This is a genomic window from Gluconacetobacter diazotrophicus PA1 5 (genome assembly GCF_000067045.1).
GTDB classification, from domain to species: domain Bacteria; phylum Pseudomonadota; class Alphaproteobacteria; order Acetobacterales; family Acetobacteraceae; genus Gluconacetobacter; species Gluconacetobacter diazotrophicus.
The window spans coordinates 3,926,905-3,944,163 of record NC_010125.1 but is presented as its reverse complement, the minus strand read 5'-3'; the positions used below and the strand labels follow the sequence as shown (position 1 = coordinate 3,944,163).

At 62.6% G+C, this 17,259-nt stretch carries 14 protein-coding genes and 2 pseudogenes; 9 read left to right on the top strand and 7 right to left on the bottom strand.

The window, feature by feature from the left end; translation table 11 throughout:
* Nucleotide 1 precedes the first annotated feature (1 nt).
* A pseudogene (locus GDI_RS19920) lies at nucleotides 2-130 on the top strand (IS5/IS1182 family transposase); the annotation flags it as partial.
* Between the two features lie 77 nt (nucleotides 131-207).
* On the opposite strand, the gene GDI_RS18235 reads toward GDI_RS19920, so the two are convergent.
* Nucleotides 208-1,551: an IS1182-like element ISGdi13 family transposase gene (locus GDI_RS18235; protein WP_012223140.1), complete on the bottom strand. Its 1,344-nt coding sequence runs from the start codon at nucleotides 1,549-1,551 to the stop codon at nucleotides 208-210.
* Between the two features lie 73 nt (nucleotides 1,552-1,624).
* The gene (locus GDI_RS18230) at nucleotides 1,625-2,449 is read right to left on the bottom strand and encodes an IS5-like element ISGdi2 family transposase (RefSeq protein ID WP_012553437.1); all 825 of its coding nucleotides are present in this window, start codon (nucleotides 2,447-2,449) and stop codon (nucleotides 1,625-1,627) included.
* Nucleotides 2,450-2,546: 97 nt separating this feature from the next.
* Here GDI_RS18230 and GDI_RS19915 point away from each other — a divergent pair, with 97 nt between their 5' ends.
* From GDI_RS19915 to GDI_RS19425, 7 genes and pseudogenes are all read left to right on the top strand, one after another.
* Complete coding sequence (locus GDI_RS19915; RefSeq protein ID WP_144880588.1) at nucleotides 2,547-2,915, top strand: hypothetical protein; 369 nt, start codon at nucleotides 2,547-2,549, stop codon at nucleotides 2,913-2,915.
* A gap of 148 nt (nucleotides 2,916-3,063) precedes the next feature.
* The gene (locus GDI_RS18225) at nucleotides 3,064-3,360 is read left to right on the top strand and encodes a WGR domain-containing protein (RefSeq protein WP_012554521.1); all 297 of its coding nucleotides are present in this window, start codon (nucleotides 3,064-3,066) and stop codon (nucleotides 3,358-3,360) included.
* Nucleotides 3,361-3,610: 250 nt separating this feature from the next.
* Complete coding sequence (locus GDI_RS20685) at nucleotides 3,611-4,084, top strand: tyrosine-type recombinase/integrase (protein ID WP_390614220.1); 474 nt, start codon at nucleotides 3,611-3,613, stop codon at nucleotides 4,082-4,084.
* 154 nt (nucleotides 4,085-4,238) lie between these two features.
* Nucleotides 4,239-5,184, top strand: a protein-coding gene (locus GDI_RS19430; RefSeq protein ID WP_012554519.1) for an IS630-like element ISGdi6 family transposase whose coding sequence is annotated in 2 segments (ribosomal slippage) — nucleotides 4,239-4,577 and nucleotides 4,579-5,184 — 945 coding nt in all. Because the reading frame shifts where the segments join, the coding sequence is not laid out codon by codon here.
* 138 nt (nucleotides 5,185-5,322) lie between these two features.
* On the top strand, nucleotides 5,323-5,976 hold the full coding sequence (gene parA / locus GDI_RS18205; RefSeq protein WP_012228658.1) for a ParA family partition ATPase: 654 nt from the start codon (nucleotides 5,323-5,325) through the stop codon (nucleotides 5,974-5,976).
* The gene (locus GDI_RS18200) at nucleotides 5,973-6,278 is read left to right on the top strand and encodes a ribbon-helix-helix domain-containing protein (protein ID WP_012228657.1); all 306 of its coding nucleotides are present in this window, start codon (nucleotides 5,973-5,975) and stop codon (nucleotides 6,276-6,278) included. The genes parA and GDI_RS18200 overlap by 4 nt, the downstream gene beginning before the upstream one ends.
* A 256-nt stretch (nucleotides 6,279-6,534) precedes the next feature.
* Nucleotides 6,535-7,514, top strand: a pseudogene (locus GDI_RS19425) (IS481 family transposase).
* On the opposite strand, the gene GDI_RS18190 reads toward GDI_RS19425, so the two are convergent.
* A complete protein-coding gene (locus GDI_RS18190) occupies nucleotides 7,464-7,787 on the bottom strand; it encodes a glutathione S-transferase N-terminal domain-containing protein (protein WP_231854168.1) in 324 nt (107 codons plus the stop codon). The pseudogene GDI_RS19425 and the gene GDI_RS18190 sit on opposite strands and share 51 nt — an antisense overlap.
* A 113-nt stretch (nucleotides 7,788-7,900) precedes the next feature.
* Here GDI_RS18190 and GDI_RS18185 point away from each other — a divergent pair, with 113 nt between their 5' ends.
* Nucleotides 7,901-8,803 (top strand): LysR family transcriptional regulator, encoded by a 903-nt coding sequence (locus GDI_RS18185; RefSeq protein WP_012228651.1) that lies wholly within the window; start codon nucleotides 7,901-7,903, stop codon nucleotides 8,801-8,803.
* Nucleotides 8,804-8,866: 63 nt separating this feature from the next.
* On the opposite strand, the gene GDI_RS18180 is transcribed toward GDI_RS18185, so the two are convergent.
* The 4 genes from GDI_RS18180 to ilvD form a co-directional block, all read right to left on the bottom strand.
* Nucleotides 8,867-10,462, bottom strand: coding sequence for an efflux transporter outer membrane subunit (locus GDI_RS18180; protein ID WP_012228649.1), 1,596 nt, complete (start codon nucleotides 10,460-10,462; stop codon nucleotides 8,867-8,869).
* The gene (locus GDI_RS18175) at nucleotides 10,459-11,640 is read right to left on the bottom strand and encodes an efflux RND transporter periplasmic adaptor subunit (RefSeq protein ID WP_012228648.1); all 1,182 of its coding nucleotides are present in this window, start codon (nucleotides 11,638-11,640) and stop codon (nucleotides 10,459-10,461) included. Before GDI_RS18175 ends, GDI_RS18180 begins: the two co-directional genes overlap by 4 nt.
* Entirely contained in the window at nucleotides 11,640-14,813 is a 3,174-nt protein-coding gene (locus GDI_RS18170; RefSeq protein WP_012228646.1) for an efflux RND transporter permease subunit, read from the bottom strand. Before GDI_RS18170 ends, GDI_RS18175 begins: the two co-directional genes overlap by 1 nt.
* A gap of 504 nt (nucleotides 14,814-15,317) precedes the next feature.
* The gene (gene ilvD / locus GDI_RS18165) at nucleotides 15,318-17,171 is read right to left on the bottom strand and encodes a dihydroxy-acid dehydratase (protein WP_041249599.1); all 1,854 of its coding nucleotides are present in this window, start codon (nucleotides 17,169-17,171) and stop codon (nucleotides 15,318-15,320) included.
* Nucleotides 17,172-17,259: the final 88 nt, after the last annotated feature.

Genomic DNA, 17,259 nt, shown 5'->3' with positions numbered 1-17,259 from the left:
CGCATGGCTGGGACGGTTCAGGCGGCTCGCCAAAGACTGTGAACAATCCATTGCTTCCTCAACCGCATGGACATTGATCGCCTCGATCCGAATGCTCACACGACGGACAGCAAGGCATTGTCACGGTTGAAGAACTTTCGGATCGGGCTCTAAGCAGGCTGTCGGATTGGGCGCTGTCGTAGTGATGAGTGATGGCGACGACGGCGTTTATGCGGCCGTCAGTCGCGTGATCCTACGGCAATTATATGCGAGGGCGACGAGCGTCCATTCTGTTGCGACGTTGGGGAGGCCACGGAGATGGAAACGGGTGAAGCCCATGGCGCTCTTGATGATACCGAAGACCGGTTCGACGGTCTGCTTGCGTAAGGCGTAAAGGGCTTTTGCCGGGTTCTGTTGCAGCCTGGCCTTCATTTCCAGGCGCCAGGGCTCGGTGATCCGGCGCGGCTCCCTGGGTGGCGGTTCTGGCCGGAAGTCATAAGGGCGCCGATTCACAGGGCGTCCGATGGCGACCAGCGGGTCCACGCCGCTGGCCTGCAACGTTTCGACGGCTTTGCCGCTGGCGAAACCCGTGTCGGCGAGGACGGTTCGTGGCAGGCCGATCCTCTCCTCCATACCCAGGATGGTGGCGGCGAAGCTGGGCGCGTCCGCCGTCGTCGCAACGACGCCATTTTCCAAGATCAACTGGCTGCCCTCGGCACAAACCACGGCCTGGGCATTGTAGGCTTGCCGGTATTCATGCGCGTCGGAGCGGCGCATCAGCTTGCTGTCCGGATCGGTCAGGTTGATCTGCCGGTCTGGTGGCGGTTCATCGTCCGGTTCTTTCGGCGGCCGACCGCGCCGTCCCCGCTTCGCATCAAAAGCTGCCTTCTTGCGCTCATATTCTGGTCGGGCGGTCTTGGCCTGCTCGCGGGCTTCCGCCTCCAGTCGCGCACAGGCTTCATCCAGCTTTGCCTTCAGAGCCTCCCGCCGGGCCAGTTCCTCCGGCAACGCCTGATGATCCACATCGGTTGTATCCGCCGCCTCTGCCCGTTCCATCAGGGTGGAGATATCGGTGGCCAGTTTCTCGCGCAGCTCTTTCGCGCGATCATAACGAATGGAACGGTATTTCGAGGCATTGGCATCGATCTTCGTGCCGTCGATCGACACCGTGCCAAGCCGCACCAGTCCCGTCTCGCGTGCCAGCAGGAGTACATGCATGAACGCTGCCTCGATCGCCGTGCGGTTGCCGCGCCGGAACGTCGCGATCGTGTCATGGTCAGGATGCAGGTTCGCCGCCACAAAGCGCATACCGATATCACGATATGTCGCCCGTTCGATCCGACGCGATGAGAACACGCCGTTCGCATAGGCGTAAATCAGCAGCGCCAGCATCAGGCGCGGATGATACTGCGCCTTGCCGCCAGTCCGCACAGGAACGGAAAATGCCCTCAACGGCACCCGCTCTACCGCCGCCACGATGAAATGCGCCACATCGTCCGACGGCAGCCATGACTTCAGATCCGGCGGCAGAAGATACGGCTGCGATCGATCAAACGGAATGAAGCTGCTCATCCTGAAAGCTTACCGCAGATCGCCAGAGCCAGGTACCCCAACCCGACAGCCTGCTAAGAGCCTGTTTGGAAAGTCATGGATGAGCGTTTCTTCGGGTGAGATTGGCGCCCATGGCGACGAAGATCATGGCCTGTGAGACATCGATGCGACGCTCGTAATCGCGCACGAGGCGTCGCCATCGGGTCATCCATCCGAAGGTTCGCTCCACGACCCAGCGCCGGGGGAGAACCTCAAAGCCTTTCGCTCCGTCCCTGCGACGGATCACCTCGACGACGAAGTCCAGGTAGGCAGCCTTGTCCATCAACTGGAGCCGGTCATAGGCACCGTCCGCGAATAGATGCTTGACCCACGGCCAGCGCTTGCGGATCGCGTCCAGGATCATCTGCGCTCCGGCGCTGTCGGAGATGTCCGCCGGCGTCAGGTTGACCATCAGCAGGCGTCCGTCCGTATCCACGGCGATATGCCGCTTGCGCCCGACAATCTTCTTTCCAGCGTCGTAACCTCTTGTTTTCGCGTGCGGCGCCTTGATGCTCTGGCTGTCGATCACTCCGGCCGAAGGGCTGGCTTCACGGCCCGAGCGCTCCCGGTCAAGCATCAGTTCCACATCATGAATGGTCTGGAACAGGAACCGCCGGGCCAATTCCCTGAACCAACCATAGACCGTACGCCAATGCCCGAAATGGATCGGCAGCATTCGCCAGCCGCAGCCGGATCGAACCAGGTAACGAACCGCGTTGATCACCTCGCGGAATTCGATCTCGCGCGGACGCCCCGTGCGTCCCGGCTCGGGCATCAGTGGCGCGATGCGCGCCCATTCCTCCTCCGTCATATCAGACGGATAACGCTTCGTCTTGCGGGTAATCCTGGCCATGCGGCCTCTCTGCTCTGGCGTCCACATCCAGAGCTTGAATCACACTTCAGCGACTTTCCAAACAGGCTCTTAGGAAAATGAGAAAAATTGTTTTTTACAATAACAAATTTGGGGAGGGTGAAAAATGACAGAGGATGAGGTCGTTAAGGATATTTTGTCCAGATTGATGGGTGATCAGAAATCGAGTTTTCCATATTATAGAAGCGATATCCACACGGAGTATCAAGCGAATAAAGCTACGGATCTTCCTCTTGTTTATATGTGGGGAGAAACGGTGGATGCTGACGGCAACTCAGGCTTTTCCCTTTCTGTGAATGGGAATATTGTGGGTCGTATGCTTGAGGAGTATATGCCACGAAGTCATCCGGAATTTCCGGATGTGCGGGATCACATCATCGGGCTGATTTCTCGTGTACAAAGAGATGTTGTCATCTCTATGTGTCAGAAATTCCGGTGTACACCGCGCCAAATCGCTGAGAACTTACCACGTTAGTCCGCAATTTTTTGTCTCCCTGTTACACTATTGATAATAGTGTAACAGGCCGCACCGTCCGAGCCGCCCCGGACCCCGGAAAAACCGCCCGCTCACCGCCTTTTTCCTGGTACCGCGTCGCCCGGCCTGTTACACTTCTCGGGAAAACATGCCCAAAGCGCCCCATCCAGCCCCGCCTCGCCCCCTGCGTCAGTTGGCCATCTTCCCCGAGGCGGCCGAGCTGCGGCACGTCGTGCCGGCGACCAATTGCTGGCGCTTCTACCGGCTGTGCCTCCAGGACGATCTGTTCGGCGGCACCGCCCTGCTCCGCCAGTGGGGACGCATCGGCACCCAAGGGCAATCCCGCCTCGATCTCCATGCCGATCGCGGCCAGGCCCAGGCCGCCCTCGCAACCCTGCTGCGGCAGAAGGTCAAGCGGGGCTATCGCTCCAGAGAGAAGACGTGACGAAGGCAAGGGCGAGGGCGCTCCCTCGGCAGGCCATTCCATCCGGCACAGCCGGACGGAACCTTGCGGCCGCCTCGCCCTCGCGCTCCCGGCAGGAGCCTCGGGCTCCTGCACCTCGGGACGTCAAGGCGGCGCCGGCGGCCGGCATGCAGCTCTTCGATCCGAGCGGCGCGCGCAAATATCTCACCGTCGCCGAGCGTGACCGCTTCCTCAAGGCGGCCGAGCAGGCGCCGCGTGAGTCGCGCACCCTGTGCATGACCCTCGTCTGGTCGGGCTGTCGGCTGTCCGAGGCCCTGGCGCTGAGTGCCGATCGCGTCGATCTCGCCGCCGGCGTGCTGGTGTTCGAGAGCCTGAAGAAGCGTCAGGCCGGCGTCTATCGCGCCGTGCCGGTGTCTCCTGCCCTGCTCGACGCCCTCGACTTGGTGCATGGCATCCGCCAGGCGCAGAAGCGCCGCGATCGCGGCCAGGCGGTGCGGCTGTGGCCGTGGGCGCGGATGACCGGCTGGCGGGCGGTGCATGCCGTCATGCAGGAGGCCGGGTTTCCGGGCCGGCTGCCTCGCCCAAGGGGCTGCGCCACGCCTTCGGCGTCGCCGCCGTCACCAATGCCATCCCCCTCAACCTGGTCCAGAAATGGCTCGGCCACGCCCAGCTCACCACGACCGCCATCTACGCCAATGCCGTCGGCGCCGAGGAACAGGATATCGCACGCCGAATGTGGGGATAATCGGTGCTGATCCACGGCCAACCAGTGGGCGAAGTCCGTTTCGCTGAGTTGCCGTGCGATTAGAGCGTGATGATTTCGGTCTGAATCGGAATATGGGTACCCAGATTGCCGAAAATCTGATTCAACATGCTGTCTGGATTGGAGGCCAGCATGGATGGCGCGTCCTTATTCGATGGATCTTCGCGACCGGGTTGTGGCAGCCGTGGAGACAGACGGCCTCTCCTGCCACGAGGCCGCGAAGCGCTACGGTGTAGCACCCAGCACCGCGATCCGGTGGATGCAGAGCTTTCGGCGGACCGGCAGCGTTTCCCCTGGCCAGATGGGCGGCCACAAGCCGAAACGGCTGACGGGTGCGCATCGGGAATGGCTGATCGAGCGTTGCAAGGCGGGGGGCTTTACCCTGCGGGGCTTGGTCGCAGAACTTGCCGGGCGCGGGCTCAGGGTCGATTATCGCTCTGTGTGGGTCTTCGTCCACGACGAGGGGCTCAGCTTCAAAAAAAACACTCGTCGCAGCCGAACAGGACCGTCCTGATGTCGCCCGACACCGGGCGCGATGGCAAAAATACCAACACCTCATAGATCCCGCCCGCCTGGTGTTCATCGATGAAACCTGGACCAAAACCAATATGGCGCCGCTACGCGGCTGGGCGCCGCGTGGCGAACGGCTCCGGGCCAAAGTGCCTTGGGGTCATTGGAACACCATGACCTTTATTGCCGCCCTGCGGGTCGATCGGATCGATGCGCCGTGGCTGCTCGATGGTCCGATCAACGGCGAAAGCTTCCGCATCTACGTCGAGAATGAACTCGTGCCGACGCTCAGGCCTGGTGACATCGTGATCGCTGACAACCTCGGCAGCCACAAAAACAAGGCAGCACGCGCAGCCATCCGACAGGTCGGCGCGCGCCTGATCCTCCTGCCAAAATACTCCCCAGACCTGAACCCCATTGAACAGGTCTTTGCCAAGCTCAAGCACCTGCTCCGCAAGGCCGCGGCTCGAAGCCGCGACGCAGTCAGTTCAACCATCGGCGAACTCCTGCGCAGCTACGCTCCCAGCGCATGCGCCAATTATTTCATAAACTCAGGATATGGACCAACCTAAAATCATCACGCTCTAGAGACACGATTTTTCTTTGAAAGACGGAGGTGGTGAATCTGGCCTCGGGCTTCCCCTCTTGCCGGCAAGACGGGTTATCGCGTATGACCACATGCAAACATGCGGTCATGTAAGGATATACACATGCCAACAATCGCGATCATCAGTCAGAAAGGCGGCGCTGGCAAGACCACCCTCGCCTTGCATCTGGCCGCCGCCGCCGAGGATTCCGGGCATACCGCGCTGGTGATCGACCTCGATCCGCAGGCGACGGCGAGCCAATGGGCGGCATGGCGTCAGGATGCGCCCCCGGTCGTGATCGACAGCGCGCCCCCTCGCCTCGCCGCCAAGATCGAGCAGGCGACGGGTCAGGGTGCGGCGTTCATCGTGATTGATACCCCCCCCCATGCCGACAGTGCGGCCAGCGCTGCCGTCGAGGCGGCCGACCTGGTGCTGATCCCGTGTCGGCCGAGCGCGTTCGACTTGGCCGCGATCAAGACGACTGCCAGCCTTGTGAAGATGCGCGGCAAGCCCGCGTTCGTGATCTTCACGGCGGGAAGCCCGACTGCGCCGCGCATGTATGACGAGGCCGCGCAACTTGTGCGGGATTATGGGCTGGAGGCTTGCCCGCACCATATGGCCGATCGCGCCGCCTTCCGTCACGCAGCGGCCGAGGGAAAGACCGCGATGGAGATCGAGCCGAACGGCAAGGCGGCCGATGAGGTGAGGCAGATTTACAAGTGGACATGCAATCATGTAAACATGCAATCTTCAAAGAAGCGGAGAGCCAGCGCATGAGCAGCCGGAAAGGATCATTGCTTGCATTGCGGGATCGCGATCCCGCGCCGTCGCCGGCGAAGGCCGAGCCGGAGAGCAAGGCGGCCACGCCGATCGCGCCCAGCAGCGGCACGGCGATGGGTAGTAGCCCGGTTGCGCCGAGCCGCCAGGGCAAGAAGGCGATGACGGGCTATTTCAGCCCGGAAATGTCGTTCGCCATGCACATGACCGCTCGCAAGCATGGCATGAGCTTGCAGGACGCGATGGCCGAGGCGTTCAACGACTGGCTCCGCAAGATGGGAGAAAGTCCTGTAGGCAAGTGAGTATGTTCACATGCAATCATTTATGAGGAACATGGAAACAGTTGGTCGGATGGTTTCATTGCGGCGAACGGCGTGAAGTGATCCCGGATGTGGGACACGGCTTGCCCTATGATCGACCAGACATATTGAGCGAAAAGATTCAATCGTTCGCCCGCAGCCTTGGGAGGCCTTTGGACAGACTGTCCGTCCCCACTCCTAGATGTTTGGTCCCGGGATTTGGTGGTGCATTATTTTCACATGAGTGGAAGGATGCGCTATGGGCCAGGTTCACCACGGAAGCGCCACGACGACAGCGGCAGTCCGTCGAGCGATACAACATAGTCAAGAGAGCCTGAGGGTTCTGGCGAAACGCTACGGGATCAACCCGAAGACGGTCGCCAAATGGAAGGGGCGGACCGATACGTCGGATCGACGCACCGGTCCGAAGGTCGCATCCTCAACCATCCTGTCGACCGAAGAAGAAGCGATCGTTGTGGCCTTCCGTCGCCATACCCTGCTGCCTCTTGATGATTGCCTTTATGCGCTTCAGGCGACGATCCCGCATCTGACGCGAATCTTCCCTGCACCGTTGTGTTCAGCGCCATGGGATCAACCGCCTGCCCGAGACCGAAGGCGACAAACGAAACGGTCGAAGTTCAAGAGTTATCCGATCGGCTATTTTCACATCGACATTGCTGAAGTCCGCACTGAAATGGGGCGCCTTTATCTTCTGGTGGCGATCGACCGGACCTCGAAATTCGCTTTTGTCCAATTGCACGAGAAAGCGACACGTCGCGTTGCCGGTGACTTCCTGCGTGCTCTGGCCGCTGCGGTTCCCTACCGCATCCATACCGTGCTGACCGATAACGGCACGCATTTTACCGATCCGGCCGGCAATGGATGGACACCCGAAGACATCAAGGCCATGCGGGCGGATGGTGTCCTGTTCCGGTGCCACTCTTTTGAACTGGCCTGTGCTGATCTCGATATCGAGCATCGACTGACAAAGCCGCGACATCCCTGGACGAGAGGATGAACCGCACGATCAAGGACGCCACCGTCAAGCGCTTCTACTACGAAACACATGACCAGTTGCGTCAACACCTCGCCGACTTCGTTACCGCCTACAATTTCGCCCGCAGGCTCAAGACCCTGCGCGGCCTCACTCCATATGAATTCATTTGTCAGCAGTGGGAAAAAGAACCATCACGGTTCATACATAATCCGCACCACCAAATCCCGGGACCAAACATCTAGGTAGACGAAGATAGCGGCGGATTCCGTCAGGACGAAGGGGCCGTTCTCCACGGTCCGATCCAGCAGGATCGGCACCTTGCCGTTAGGATTGAACGCCAGAAATTCCGGCGTCTTTTGCTCGCCCTTGCGGACGTTGACGCCATGCAGCGTATAGGAAAGACCAAGCTCCTCGAGCGCGATCGGCACTTTGACGCTGTTCGGCGTCGCGAACGCATAGACATCGAACAGCGGCCGTTCTTCCTCGGCCGCCGCGCGTATGAATGAACCGGACATCGAGACACCTTTCTTCTGGCCCGACTTGTCCGGGCCCCTGAAAGACATGTCTCCGTACCGCTCGACATGGCAGATGCGTCGAGGCGATAAACGCCATTCCCAGGAGGAATGGCATGGATCGATATCAGGCGATGGCAACGTTCGTGCGGGTAGTGGAGACCGGCTCGTTCTCGGCCGCCGCGCGTCACCTCAACGTCGGACAGCCAGCGGTGTCCAAGACCATCGCGCAGCTCGAATCCCGGCTTCAGGTCAGTCTGCTCATCCGCTCCACACATGGGCTGACGCCGACCGAGGTGGGACAGAGCTTCTATGAGCGGGCGCGAAACGCCATCCAGGAAGCAGACGAGGCGGAGCTTGCCGCGAAGGGAGCAGGGGCGGGCCTGTCCGGGCGCCTGCGCGTTTCCGCCGCGACGACATTCGCCCGACTGCACGTCATCCCGAAGCTGCCGCACTTCCTGGCGGCTCACCCGCATCTCGACGTCGATATCATTCTCGACGATCGCATGATCGACCTTGTGGCCGAGGGCGTGGATATTTCATTGCGCATGGGGATGCTGTCCGATTCCACCGCGGTCGCGCGGAAAATCGCAACCGGCGGGCGCTCGGTTCTTGCAACGCCCGCCTATCTCGCACGGGCCGGGAAGCCGCAGAGCCCGGCGGATCTCGCGAATCACGAGGCGATTATCTACAGTCAGCAGCCCAATGTCTGGTCGTTCACGCGCGATGGCGCGGCCGTTTCCGTCTCTGTCGGCGGGCGGCTGCGCGTCAGCGCCGCCGAAGGGCTGCGCGCCGCATTGCTGGCCGACATGGGACTGACCATCGCCTCGGACTGGATGTTCGCGCCGGAACTGGAAAACGGCGCCATCGTCCGGGTCCTCGAAGCCTGGTCGCTGCCGCCGATCGGTCTGTGGGCCGTCTTTCCCGCCGGTCGCATGATGACCGCGAAAGCGCGCCGGTTCGCGGCGTTCGTCGAAGAGATCATGGGATCGAAGCCGGCCCCTTCGCAAACGGCATGATTGTCAAAAAAAAGCCCGGGACCAGCCGGCCCCGGGCTTCATGCAGGCGTCAGCGCCGCCCGGTCACCGTCCCGAAACCGGGACCGTCCCCGTGCGCAGCGTCGTCGCGCCCGTCAGGTCGTCATAGCGCGTATCGGTGTCGCCCGGCGTGTCGATGCCGCCGGCGGGCGTGGGGTGGTGCAGCCCGTCATATTGCAGGATCGAGAACGTCATCGTCTGGTCGGGCGTCGGCAGCAGCCTGTCGTTCCAGCCGCCGCCCAGCGCGCGGATCAGGCCCACCTCCGCCTGGACATAGCGGGTTTCGACCTGCACCTGCGAAATCTGCGCGTCCAGCGCCGCCTCCTGCGCGATGATCGCGTCCAGATAGGCCGACAGGCCGCCCTTGTACAGGGTCATCGTCATGTTCTGCATGTCCAGCGCGGCCGACACCGCCGCCTTCAGGCGGTCGTTTTCCGCCCACAGCCGGTCGGTGCGCGACAGCCCGTCCTCGACCTCGCGAAACGCCGAAAGGACCGAGGACCGGTAATGGTCGCGCGTCTCGCGATAGGTGGACCACGAGGCCTGCAGCGCCGCGCGGCGCAGCCCGCCCTCGAAGATCGGCATCGACGCCGACGCGCCGTACGACCACATGCTGTTCGCCAGGTTGGCCAGGTCGAACCCGTTGGCGTCGAAGCCGCCATTCGCGTTGAGCGAGATATGCGGATAGAATGCCGCGCGCGACACGCCGATGCTGCGGTTGGCCTGCGCCATCTGCCGTTCCGCCGCCGCGATATCCGGGCGCCGCTGCAGCAGGTCGGACGGCACGCCCACCGGAATAGCCGCCCGCGTGAAGGTCAGCGTATCGACCGGCGCGATATGGAAGCTGGACGGCGCGCTGTTGGTCAGCACCGCGATCGCATGCTCGGTCACCTCGCGCTCGGCCAGGATGTCCATCTCCGCCGCCTGGGTGACGTACAGACGGTTCTGCGCACGGGCCAGGTCCAGCTTGGGCGCCGCCTGGTTGGCAAGCTGCGTCTGCGTGACCGATACCGCGCGTTCGTAATAGGCGATGGACTTGCGATAGATCGCATCCTGCGCGTCATAGCCGCGCAGGGCCACGTAATCGTTGGCCAGTTCCGCCTGCAGGCTCAGCCGCGCGGCGGCGAAATCCGCCGCCTTCTCCTGGGCGGAATATTTCGCCATGCGCACCTGGTTGCGGATCTCCGACCAGAAGTCGGGCTCCCACGACGCCAGGCCGCCATAGAACTCGTCAGTCGCGGTGGTGGCGCCCTTGTAGCGGAACAGGCGGTCCGCCGACTGCTTGTTGTCCGACGCGCCGAAGGCCAGGCCGAAATGCGGCAGCAGGTCCGCACGGGCCTGCATGACCATGGCGCGGGCCTGGACGAAGCGTTCGGCCGCGGCCTGCAGGTCCGCGTTCGCGGCCGTGGCCTTGTCTTCCAGCGCGTCGAGCTGCGGATCATGCAGCATGGTCCACCAGTTGGACGGCAACTGGGTATCGGCCGGCGTGGCGGTGGCGAACGGCGCCTGCCCGTGCCAAGACGCAGGCACGACATAGGTGGGTGGGTGATAGGTGGGCGCCAGGTCGCAGGCGGACAACGCCGCCAGCGACAGCATCGCCCCCCCGGACATGACAGTCCGGCGCAGCGATCGCACGATCATCCCTCGATTTCCTCGCTTGCCTGGTCATACCCCTTGGCCGGCTGGACCACATGCACCTTCTGCCCCTCCAGCAGATCGGCCGGAGGGTTGTTGATGATCCGATCGGTGGCCGTGATACCCGAAACCACATCCGTCTCGGTATCGGCCATGCGCCCCACCTCGATGTTGCGATAATGGACGACATCGTTCGCATCCAGCACCGCAACCTGCATGCCCTTTTCCTGGAAGACCAGGGCAGCAGTCGGGATCTGGAACACTCCCGGCGTCGAAGGCGCCGTCATCTTGACCGAAGCGAACGTGCCTGGCCACAGCACGTGCTTGTCGTTGTCGATGGTGAATTCCGTTACCGCCGTGCGGGTGTTGGGGTCGTAGCCCCGTGCGATCGTCAGGAAGTCAGCCTTGAAAGCCTGGTTCGGGAACTGCGGCACGGTAACTTCCGCCGTCATCCCAGGCTTGAGAATATAAGAGAAGGTCTCGGGCACCGACACGAACAGACGCATCTTGTGCATATCCGACACGACGAAGAGCTGGCTGGCATCGCCATTGCTGCCATGCTCCCCCGCCCCGCTGCTGACATAGTCACCGACATTGATGTCACGTGACGTGACCACCCCGTCGAACGGCGCGACGATGGTCTTGAATTTTTCAAGCGCCTCGAAGCGATCGACATTGTGCTGGGCTGCCTGCATTTCCGCCAGACCCGCCTTGCGGTTCGCATCGGCGACCGAAACCGACTGCCCGGAAACGGCCTGCGACTTCGCCATCGCATGCCAGCGATCGGCACTGACGACAGCCAGGTTGTACTTGGCTTCGGCCGCCGCCAGGTCCGCCTTCGCCTGAGCATATTGCGCGTCCAGGCTTGGGGCATTGATTTCGGCCAGCACATCGCCGGTCTTCACCTCGGCGCCGTAATCCTTGTACCACATCTTCACGTAGCCCGAGGCCTGCGGAAAAATCGGCGCCTGATACCAGGCATCGATATTGCCCGGCAAAGTCAGGGTCACATCCTTGGGCGAAGGTTTCGCATGGACAACGGCCACATCGGGCAGCGCATTGCTAAGCGTCTCCGCGCGCAGTTCGGTCACCGCATGAATCCGGGTGACCACCTGATAACCGACCAACAGGGCCACAGCGCAGACCCCCGTCGCCAGAACGGTATTACGTGACAGGGAAGCCATCAGACGGTCTCCTTCCGGCTCGACGAGCGGTTATAGATGATCGCGTAAACACAAGGAACAAACAGAAGGGTGGAAATTGTGGCCACGATCAGGCCGCCGATCACCGCCTTGCCCAGCGGGGCGTTCTGCGAGTTGCTGATCGACATCGGTATCATGCCCACGATCATTGCTGCGGCCGTCATCAGCACCGGACGGATACGACCGTATCCCGCTTCCAGCGCCGCCTTGAGCGCATCGCCGTGCACTTCCAGCCTCTCACGGGCGTAGGATACGACCAGGATGGAATTCGCGGTTGCCGTTCCCATGCACATGATCGCACCGGTCAGGGCCGGAACCGACAGATGAGTATGCGTCAGGAAGAGACTCCACGCGATCCCGGCCAGCGCCCCTGGCAGAGCCGAGATGATGATGAACGGATCAAGCCAGGACTGGAAGTTGACAACGATCAGCAGGTAGATCAGCACGATCGACACCGCCAGACCGCCCACCAGTTGCACATAGGCGCTGCGCATCGTCGTGGCCTGGCCTTCGACTTCGACGGCCGCGCCGCGCGGCACGTCGCCCGCCGTCTCCGCGATCACCTTGTTCACGCCCGACAGCACTGTTCCCAGATCGGTTCCCTCGGCCGACACGTAGATATCGAACGCGGGCATCGAGTTGTAATGCGAAACCTGGCCCGGGGTTCCTTTGGCGGTGATCGTGCTGATGGCACCCAGCAACTGCATGCCCTTGCCCGACGGATCGCCATCCCCCTTGTCGACCGGAATCGACAGCAGGTCATTGAAATGCGTCAGCTGATTCTGCGTCACGTACGTGTTCAGCAGGAAGGTGACGCCCCAGGCCGGATCATACCAGTACTGGGGATCGACGGTCGAACTGCCCGACAGCGTCATCAGTTCGTTGTCGGCCAGGTCGGCGGCATCGATTCCGGTGGCCTGGCTGAAGGTCCGGTCCCCCTTCACGAACAGGGTCGGCGTCTTCATCGTCTGCTGCAGCGACACGTCCGCAGCACCGGGAACCAGACGCAGCTTGTTCACCAGTTCGACCGCATATTTGTAGCTTTTGCTCAACTCGGGACCGGCGATCTTGATATCGATCGGCGAAGGCGAGCCGAAATTGAGAATACGCGCCGTCAGGTCCGCAGGCTGGAATGTAAAGACCGTGCCCGGGAAGCTGGCCGAAAGCCCCTTGCGCAGGACGGCACGATAATCCCACACAGGCGATTCCTCGTTGGTCAAGGAGATCGTCAGGTCGCAGTCCTGCGTGCCGATGGTGGGGGTGGGAATGAAGGCCTGGTTGTGCGGTCCTTCAGGCAGGCCGCAATTGCTGACCACATCTTCGACCTTGCCGGGCAACAGTTCCTTGATCCGGTCACTGACCAGCGTTGCCGTGCGCCCCGCCACCTCGATACGGGTACCCAGGGGGGCACGCATGTGCATCTGCAGTTGGCCGGACTTGATTTCAGGGAAGAAGTCACGGCCGGCCACGGCATACAGCCCCGTCGACAGCACCGACAGCCCCAGGAAGGTGGAAACGAAACGCACACGGTTATCAATGGAACGCTTCAGGAAAGCACCATAGGCTTCGCGGAAGTGGGTAAAGCGGTGTTCGAACCCACGCTGGAAGCGGACAAACACGTTGCCGCCCTTCAACTCATCGCCATGCGTGTCATGCCCATGCGCGCCATGGGTCTGCCCGGCGAGAAGAAACTTCGCCATGGTCGGCACCAGGGTCCGCGACAGGATGAAGGACGCGATCATGGCGAAGATGATCGCCTCAGCCATCGGCATGAACAGCCAGCCGGCCACGCCGCCCAGTTCGAACAGCGGCAGCCAGACGATACAGATGCAGGTCGTGGACACGAAGGTCGGGATCACGATCTGGTTGGCCGCGTCGATAATCGCGACCTCCAGTTCCTTGCCCATTTCCAGATGGGTGTCGATGTTCTCGATCATGACGGTGGCGTCGTCGACCAGGATGCCGACGGCCAGCGCCAGACCGCCCAGCGTCATGACGTTGATCGTCTGCCCAGCCCAGCCCAGTCCGATGACCGCGCACAGGATCGCCAGGGGGATCGAGGTCGCGATGATCACGGTCGAACGCCACGAACCCAGGAACAGCAGCACCACCAGACCGGTCAGGATGGCCGCTGTCACCATTTCACGCAGCACGTCGATGATCGAATCCTTCACGAAGCCCGAGGCATCGTTCAGGACCGATATATGCGCGCTGGCCGGAATCACCTTCTGCAACCGCGGTATAAGCGCCTTCACACCGGACACGACATCCAGGGTCGAGGCCTCACCGCTCTTCATCACCACCATGATGACGGCCTGACGCCCCTTGACCAGCACGAGATTGGTCTGCGGGTGACCGCCGCGATACACCTGCCCCAGGTCATGCATGTAGATGACCGAGTTGCCGACGCGCTTGATGGGAATATTACCCAGTTCCTCCATCGAACGGGGCTGGGCGTTCGTGGCGACCATCCAGTCCGTGGGGCCGATCTTCTGATCGCCGGCCGGACGCACGATGTTCTGCTTGTCCAGCACATTCTGCACGTCCATCGCAGACAGGTGGTGGGCCTGCAACTGCTTCTGGTCCAGAGCAAACATCACGAAGGCATCCATGCCGCCGTAGGGATGCGGCACGATGGCACCGGGCACGGTCACCAGCAGGGTACGCACGCGAATCTGCGCCAGCTTGAACAGGTCAGACGGCGTCATGGTGTCGGACGTCAGTTCCAGCGTGATGACAGGAACCGAGGACGCCTCCAGCTTCATGATCATCGGTGCCGGAATCTTTTCCGGCAACTGCATCAGAACCGTCTGCGAAATCGCGGTAACGTCCGCTTCGGCCGATCCGATATCCGTGCCAGGCTGGAAGAATATCTTCACGATGCCGCGGCCGTAGTAGGAATCGGACTCCATGTGTTCGATTCCCTCGACCGTCGAGGTCACGCCCTGCTCGTAATTGTACATGACGCGGGCAGCAAACTCGTCGGGCAGCAGACCACCATAGGTCCACACCACCGCGATCGCCGGGATCTTGATGTTGGGGAACACGTCCGTCGGTGTCTTGAGGGCGGACATGACGCCGAACAAGAGAATAAGGATGGACAAGACGACGAATGTGTACGGCCGTCGCAGGGCCGTCACGACTATTGCATTCATATGCGACCTTTTTCCTGTTCAGGACGCTCTCGGCGCGGATCGAACCCAGGACGGACGCCACGGGCGGTCCGCCATTTCATTCCCATCAAGAAACAAGACTGCCTTGTCCCCGCACGAGGGCAGGCGTGAGCCCGGGCCGCCCGGCCCGCGCCACGCCTGTTTTTCCGCGGGGAAGAGCGGCGGCGAGCGGGGATCACCCCCGTAAAGGTCACGGGCTACACGGTAAGGTAGTCATAGCTGGCTCCCCAATGCCGCACGCGCCCCGCTAGAGCGGTGCTGTCTCGGCTGAGAGCCTATACAGAGATATATGTCAAACTATGTATGAAAAGATGTCCATGTGATGAAAACAAATTTCATGAAATTCCCTTAATGACGATCCCGCATGGGATCTATGCGCATCTGTTCACCATTGTTCGACGAATTATTGCGCAACGTAACACAAAACGGGCACAATACCATCGAAAGGCGCGCCGGACCGCCGCCGGCGCGCCTGTGCGGGCAGGTTCAGCGCCGCTTGATCTGCGTGATGTCGCGCACGGCGCCCCGCGCCGCGCTGGTGGTCAGCGCGGCATAGGCCTGCAACGCGACGGACACCGTCCGGTCGCGGTCGGGCCGCCAGGCGTCCTCGCCGGCTTCCTCCATCCGCAGGCGCCGCGCGGCCAGTTCCGCGTCCGGCACGGCGGTACGCAGGATGCGGTTGGGAATGTCGATCTCGATGATGTCGCCGTCGCGCAGCAGGCCGATCGCCCCGCCCTCGGCGGCCTCGGGCGAGATATGGCCGATCGACAGCCCGGCGCTGCCGCCCGAGAAACGCCCGTCGGTGATCAGGGCGCAGCGTTCGGCCAGCCCCTTCGATTTCAGGTAGCTGGTCGGGTACAGCATTTCCTGCATGCCCGGACCGCCCTTCGGCCCCTCGTAGCGGATGACGACGACATCGCCCGCCACGATCCGGTTGCCCAGGATGGCCGACACCGCCGCGTCCTGGCTTTCGAAGATGCGCGCCGGCCCGGTGAAGGTCAGCAGCCCGGCCGCGACGCCCGCCGTCTTCACGATCGCCCCGTCCTCGGCGATGTTGCCGTACAGCACCGCCAGCCCGCCATCCTGGCTGAAGGCATGCGCCCCGTCGCGGATCGCCCCCGCCGCGCGGTCCAGGTCCAGCGCGTGATACCGGCTGGCCTGCGAGAACGCCTGCGTGGTCCGCAAGCCGCCCGGCGCGGCGCGGAACAGGGTCGTCGCGGCCTCGGACGCGCCTGGGGCCGACACGTCCCAACGTTCCAGCGCCTGGGCCAGCGACGGCGCATGGACCATCGACACCTCGCGATCCAGCAGGCCCAGCCGGTCCAGTTCGCCCAGGATGGCGAAGATGCCGCCGGCGCGATGCACGTCTTCCATATGCACGTCGGCCTTGGACGGCGCGACCTTGCACAGATGCGGCACCCGGCGCGACAGCCGGTCGATATCGGCCATGGTGAAGGGCACCTCGCCCTCATGCGCCGCCGCCAGCAGGTGCAGCACCGTGTTGGTCGACCCGCCCATGGCGATATCGACCGTCATCGCGTTCTCGAACGCCCGCGCCGTCGCGATCCCGCGCGGCAGCACGCCGGCATCGTCATGCTCGTACCACCGCCGCGCCAGGCCGACGATGCGCCGCCCGGCCTCCAGGAACAATTCGCGCCGGTCGGCATGGGTGGCGACCAGGCTGCCATTGCCCGGCAGCGCCAGGCCCAGCGCCTCGGTCAGGCAGTTCATGGAATTGGCGGTGAACATGCCCGAGCACGATCCGCAGGTCGGGCAGGCCGAACGTTCGATCGACTCCGACTCGGCATCGCTGACACGCGGATCGGCGGCCGAGACCATCGACGTCACCAGGTCCACATGGCGTTCCACCCCGTCCTGGATCACCCGTCCGGCCTCCATCGGGCCGCCGGACACGAAGATGGTGGGGATGTTCAGCCGCATCGCGGCCATCAGCATGCCGGGGGTGATCTTGTCGCAATTGCTGATGCACACCAGCGCGTCGGCGCAGTGCGCGTTGACCATGTATTCCACCGCATCGGCGATCAGCTCGCGCGACGGCAGGCTGTACAGCATGCCGCCATGGCCCATGGCGATGCCGTCATCGACCGCGATCGTGTTGAATTCCCGCGCGATTCCGCCCGCCTCGGCCACCGCCCCGGCCACGAGCTGACCCAGGTCCTTCAGATGCACGTGCCCGGGCACGAACTGGGTGAAGGAATTGGCGACGGCGATGATCGGCTTGCCGAAATCGGACTCCTGCATGCCCGTGGCACGCCACAGGCTGCGGGCGCCGGCCATGTTGCGGCCATGGGTGGTGGTGCGGGAACGATAGGCGGGCATTTCTGGTGCCTTTCCGGACAATCAGGCGCTTCGGTTCGGGTGGGCGCCCCTTATATGGGACGGAATGGCCTTCCGTGAAGCACCGACT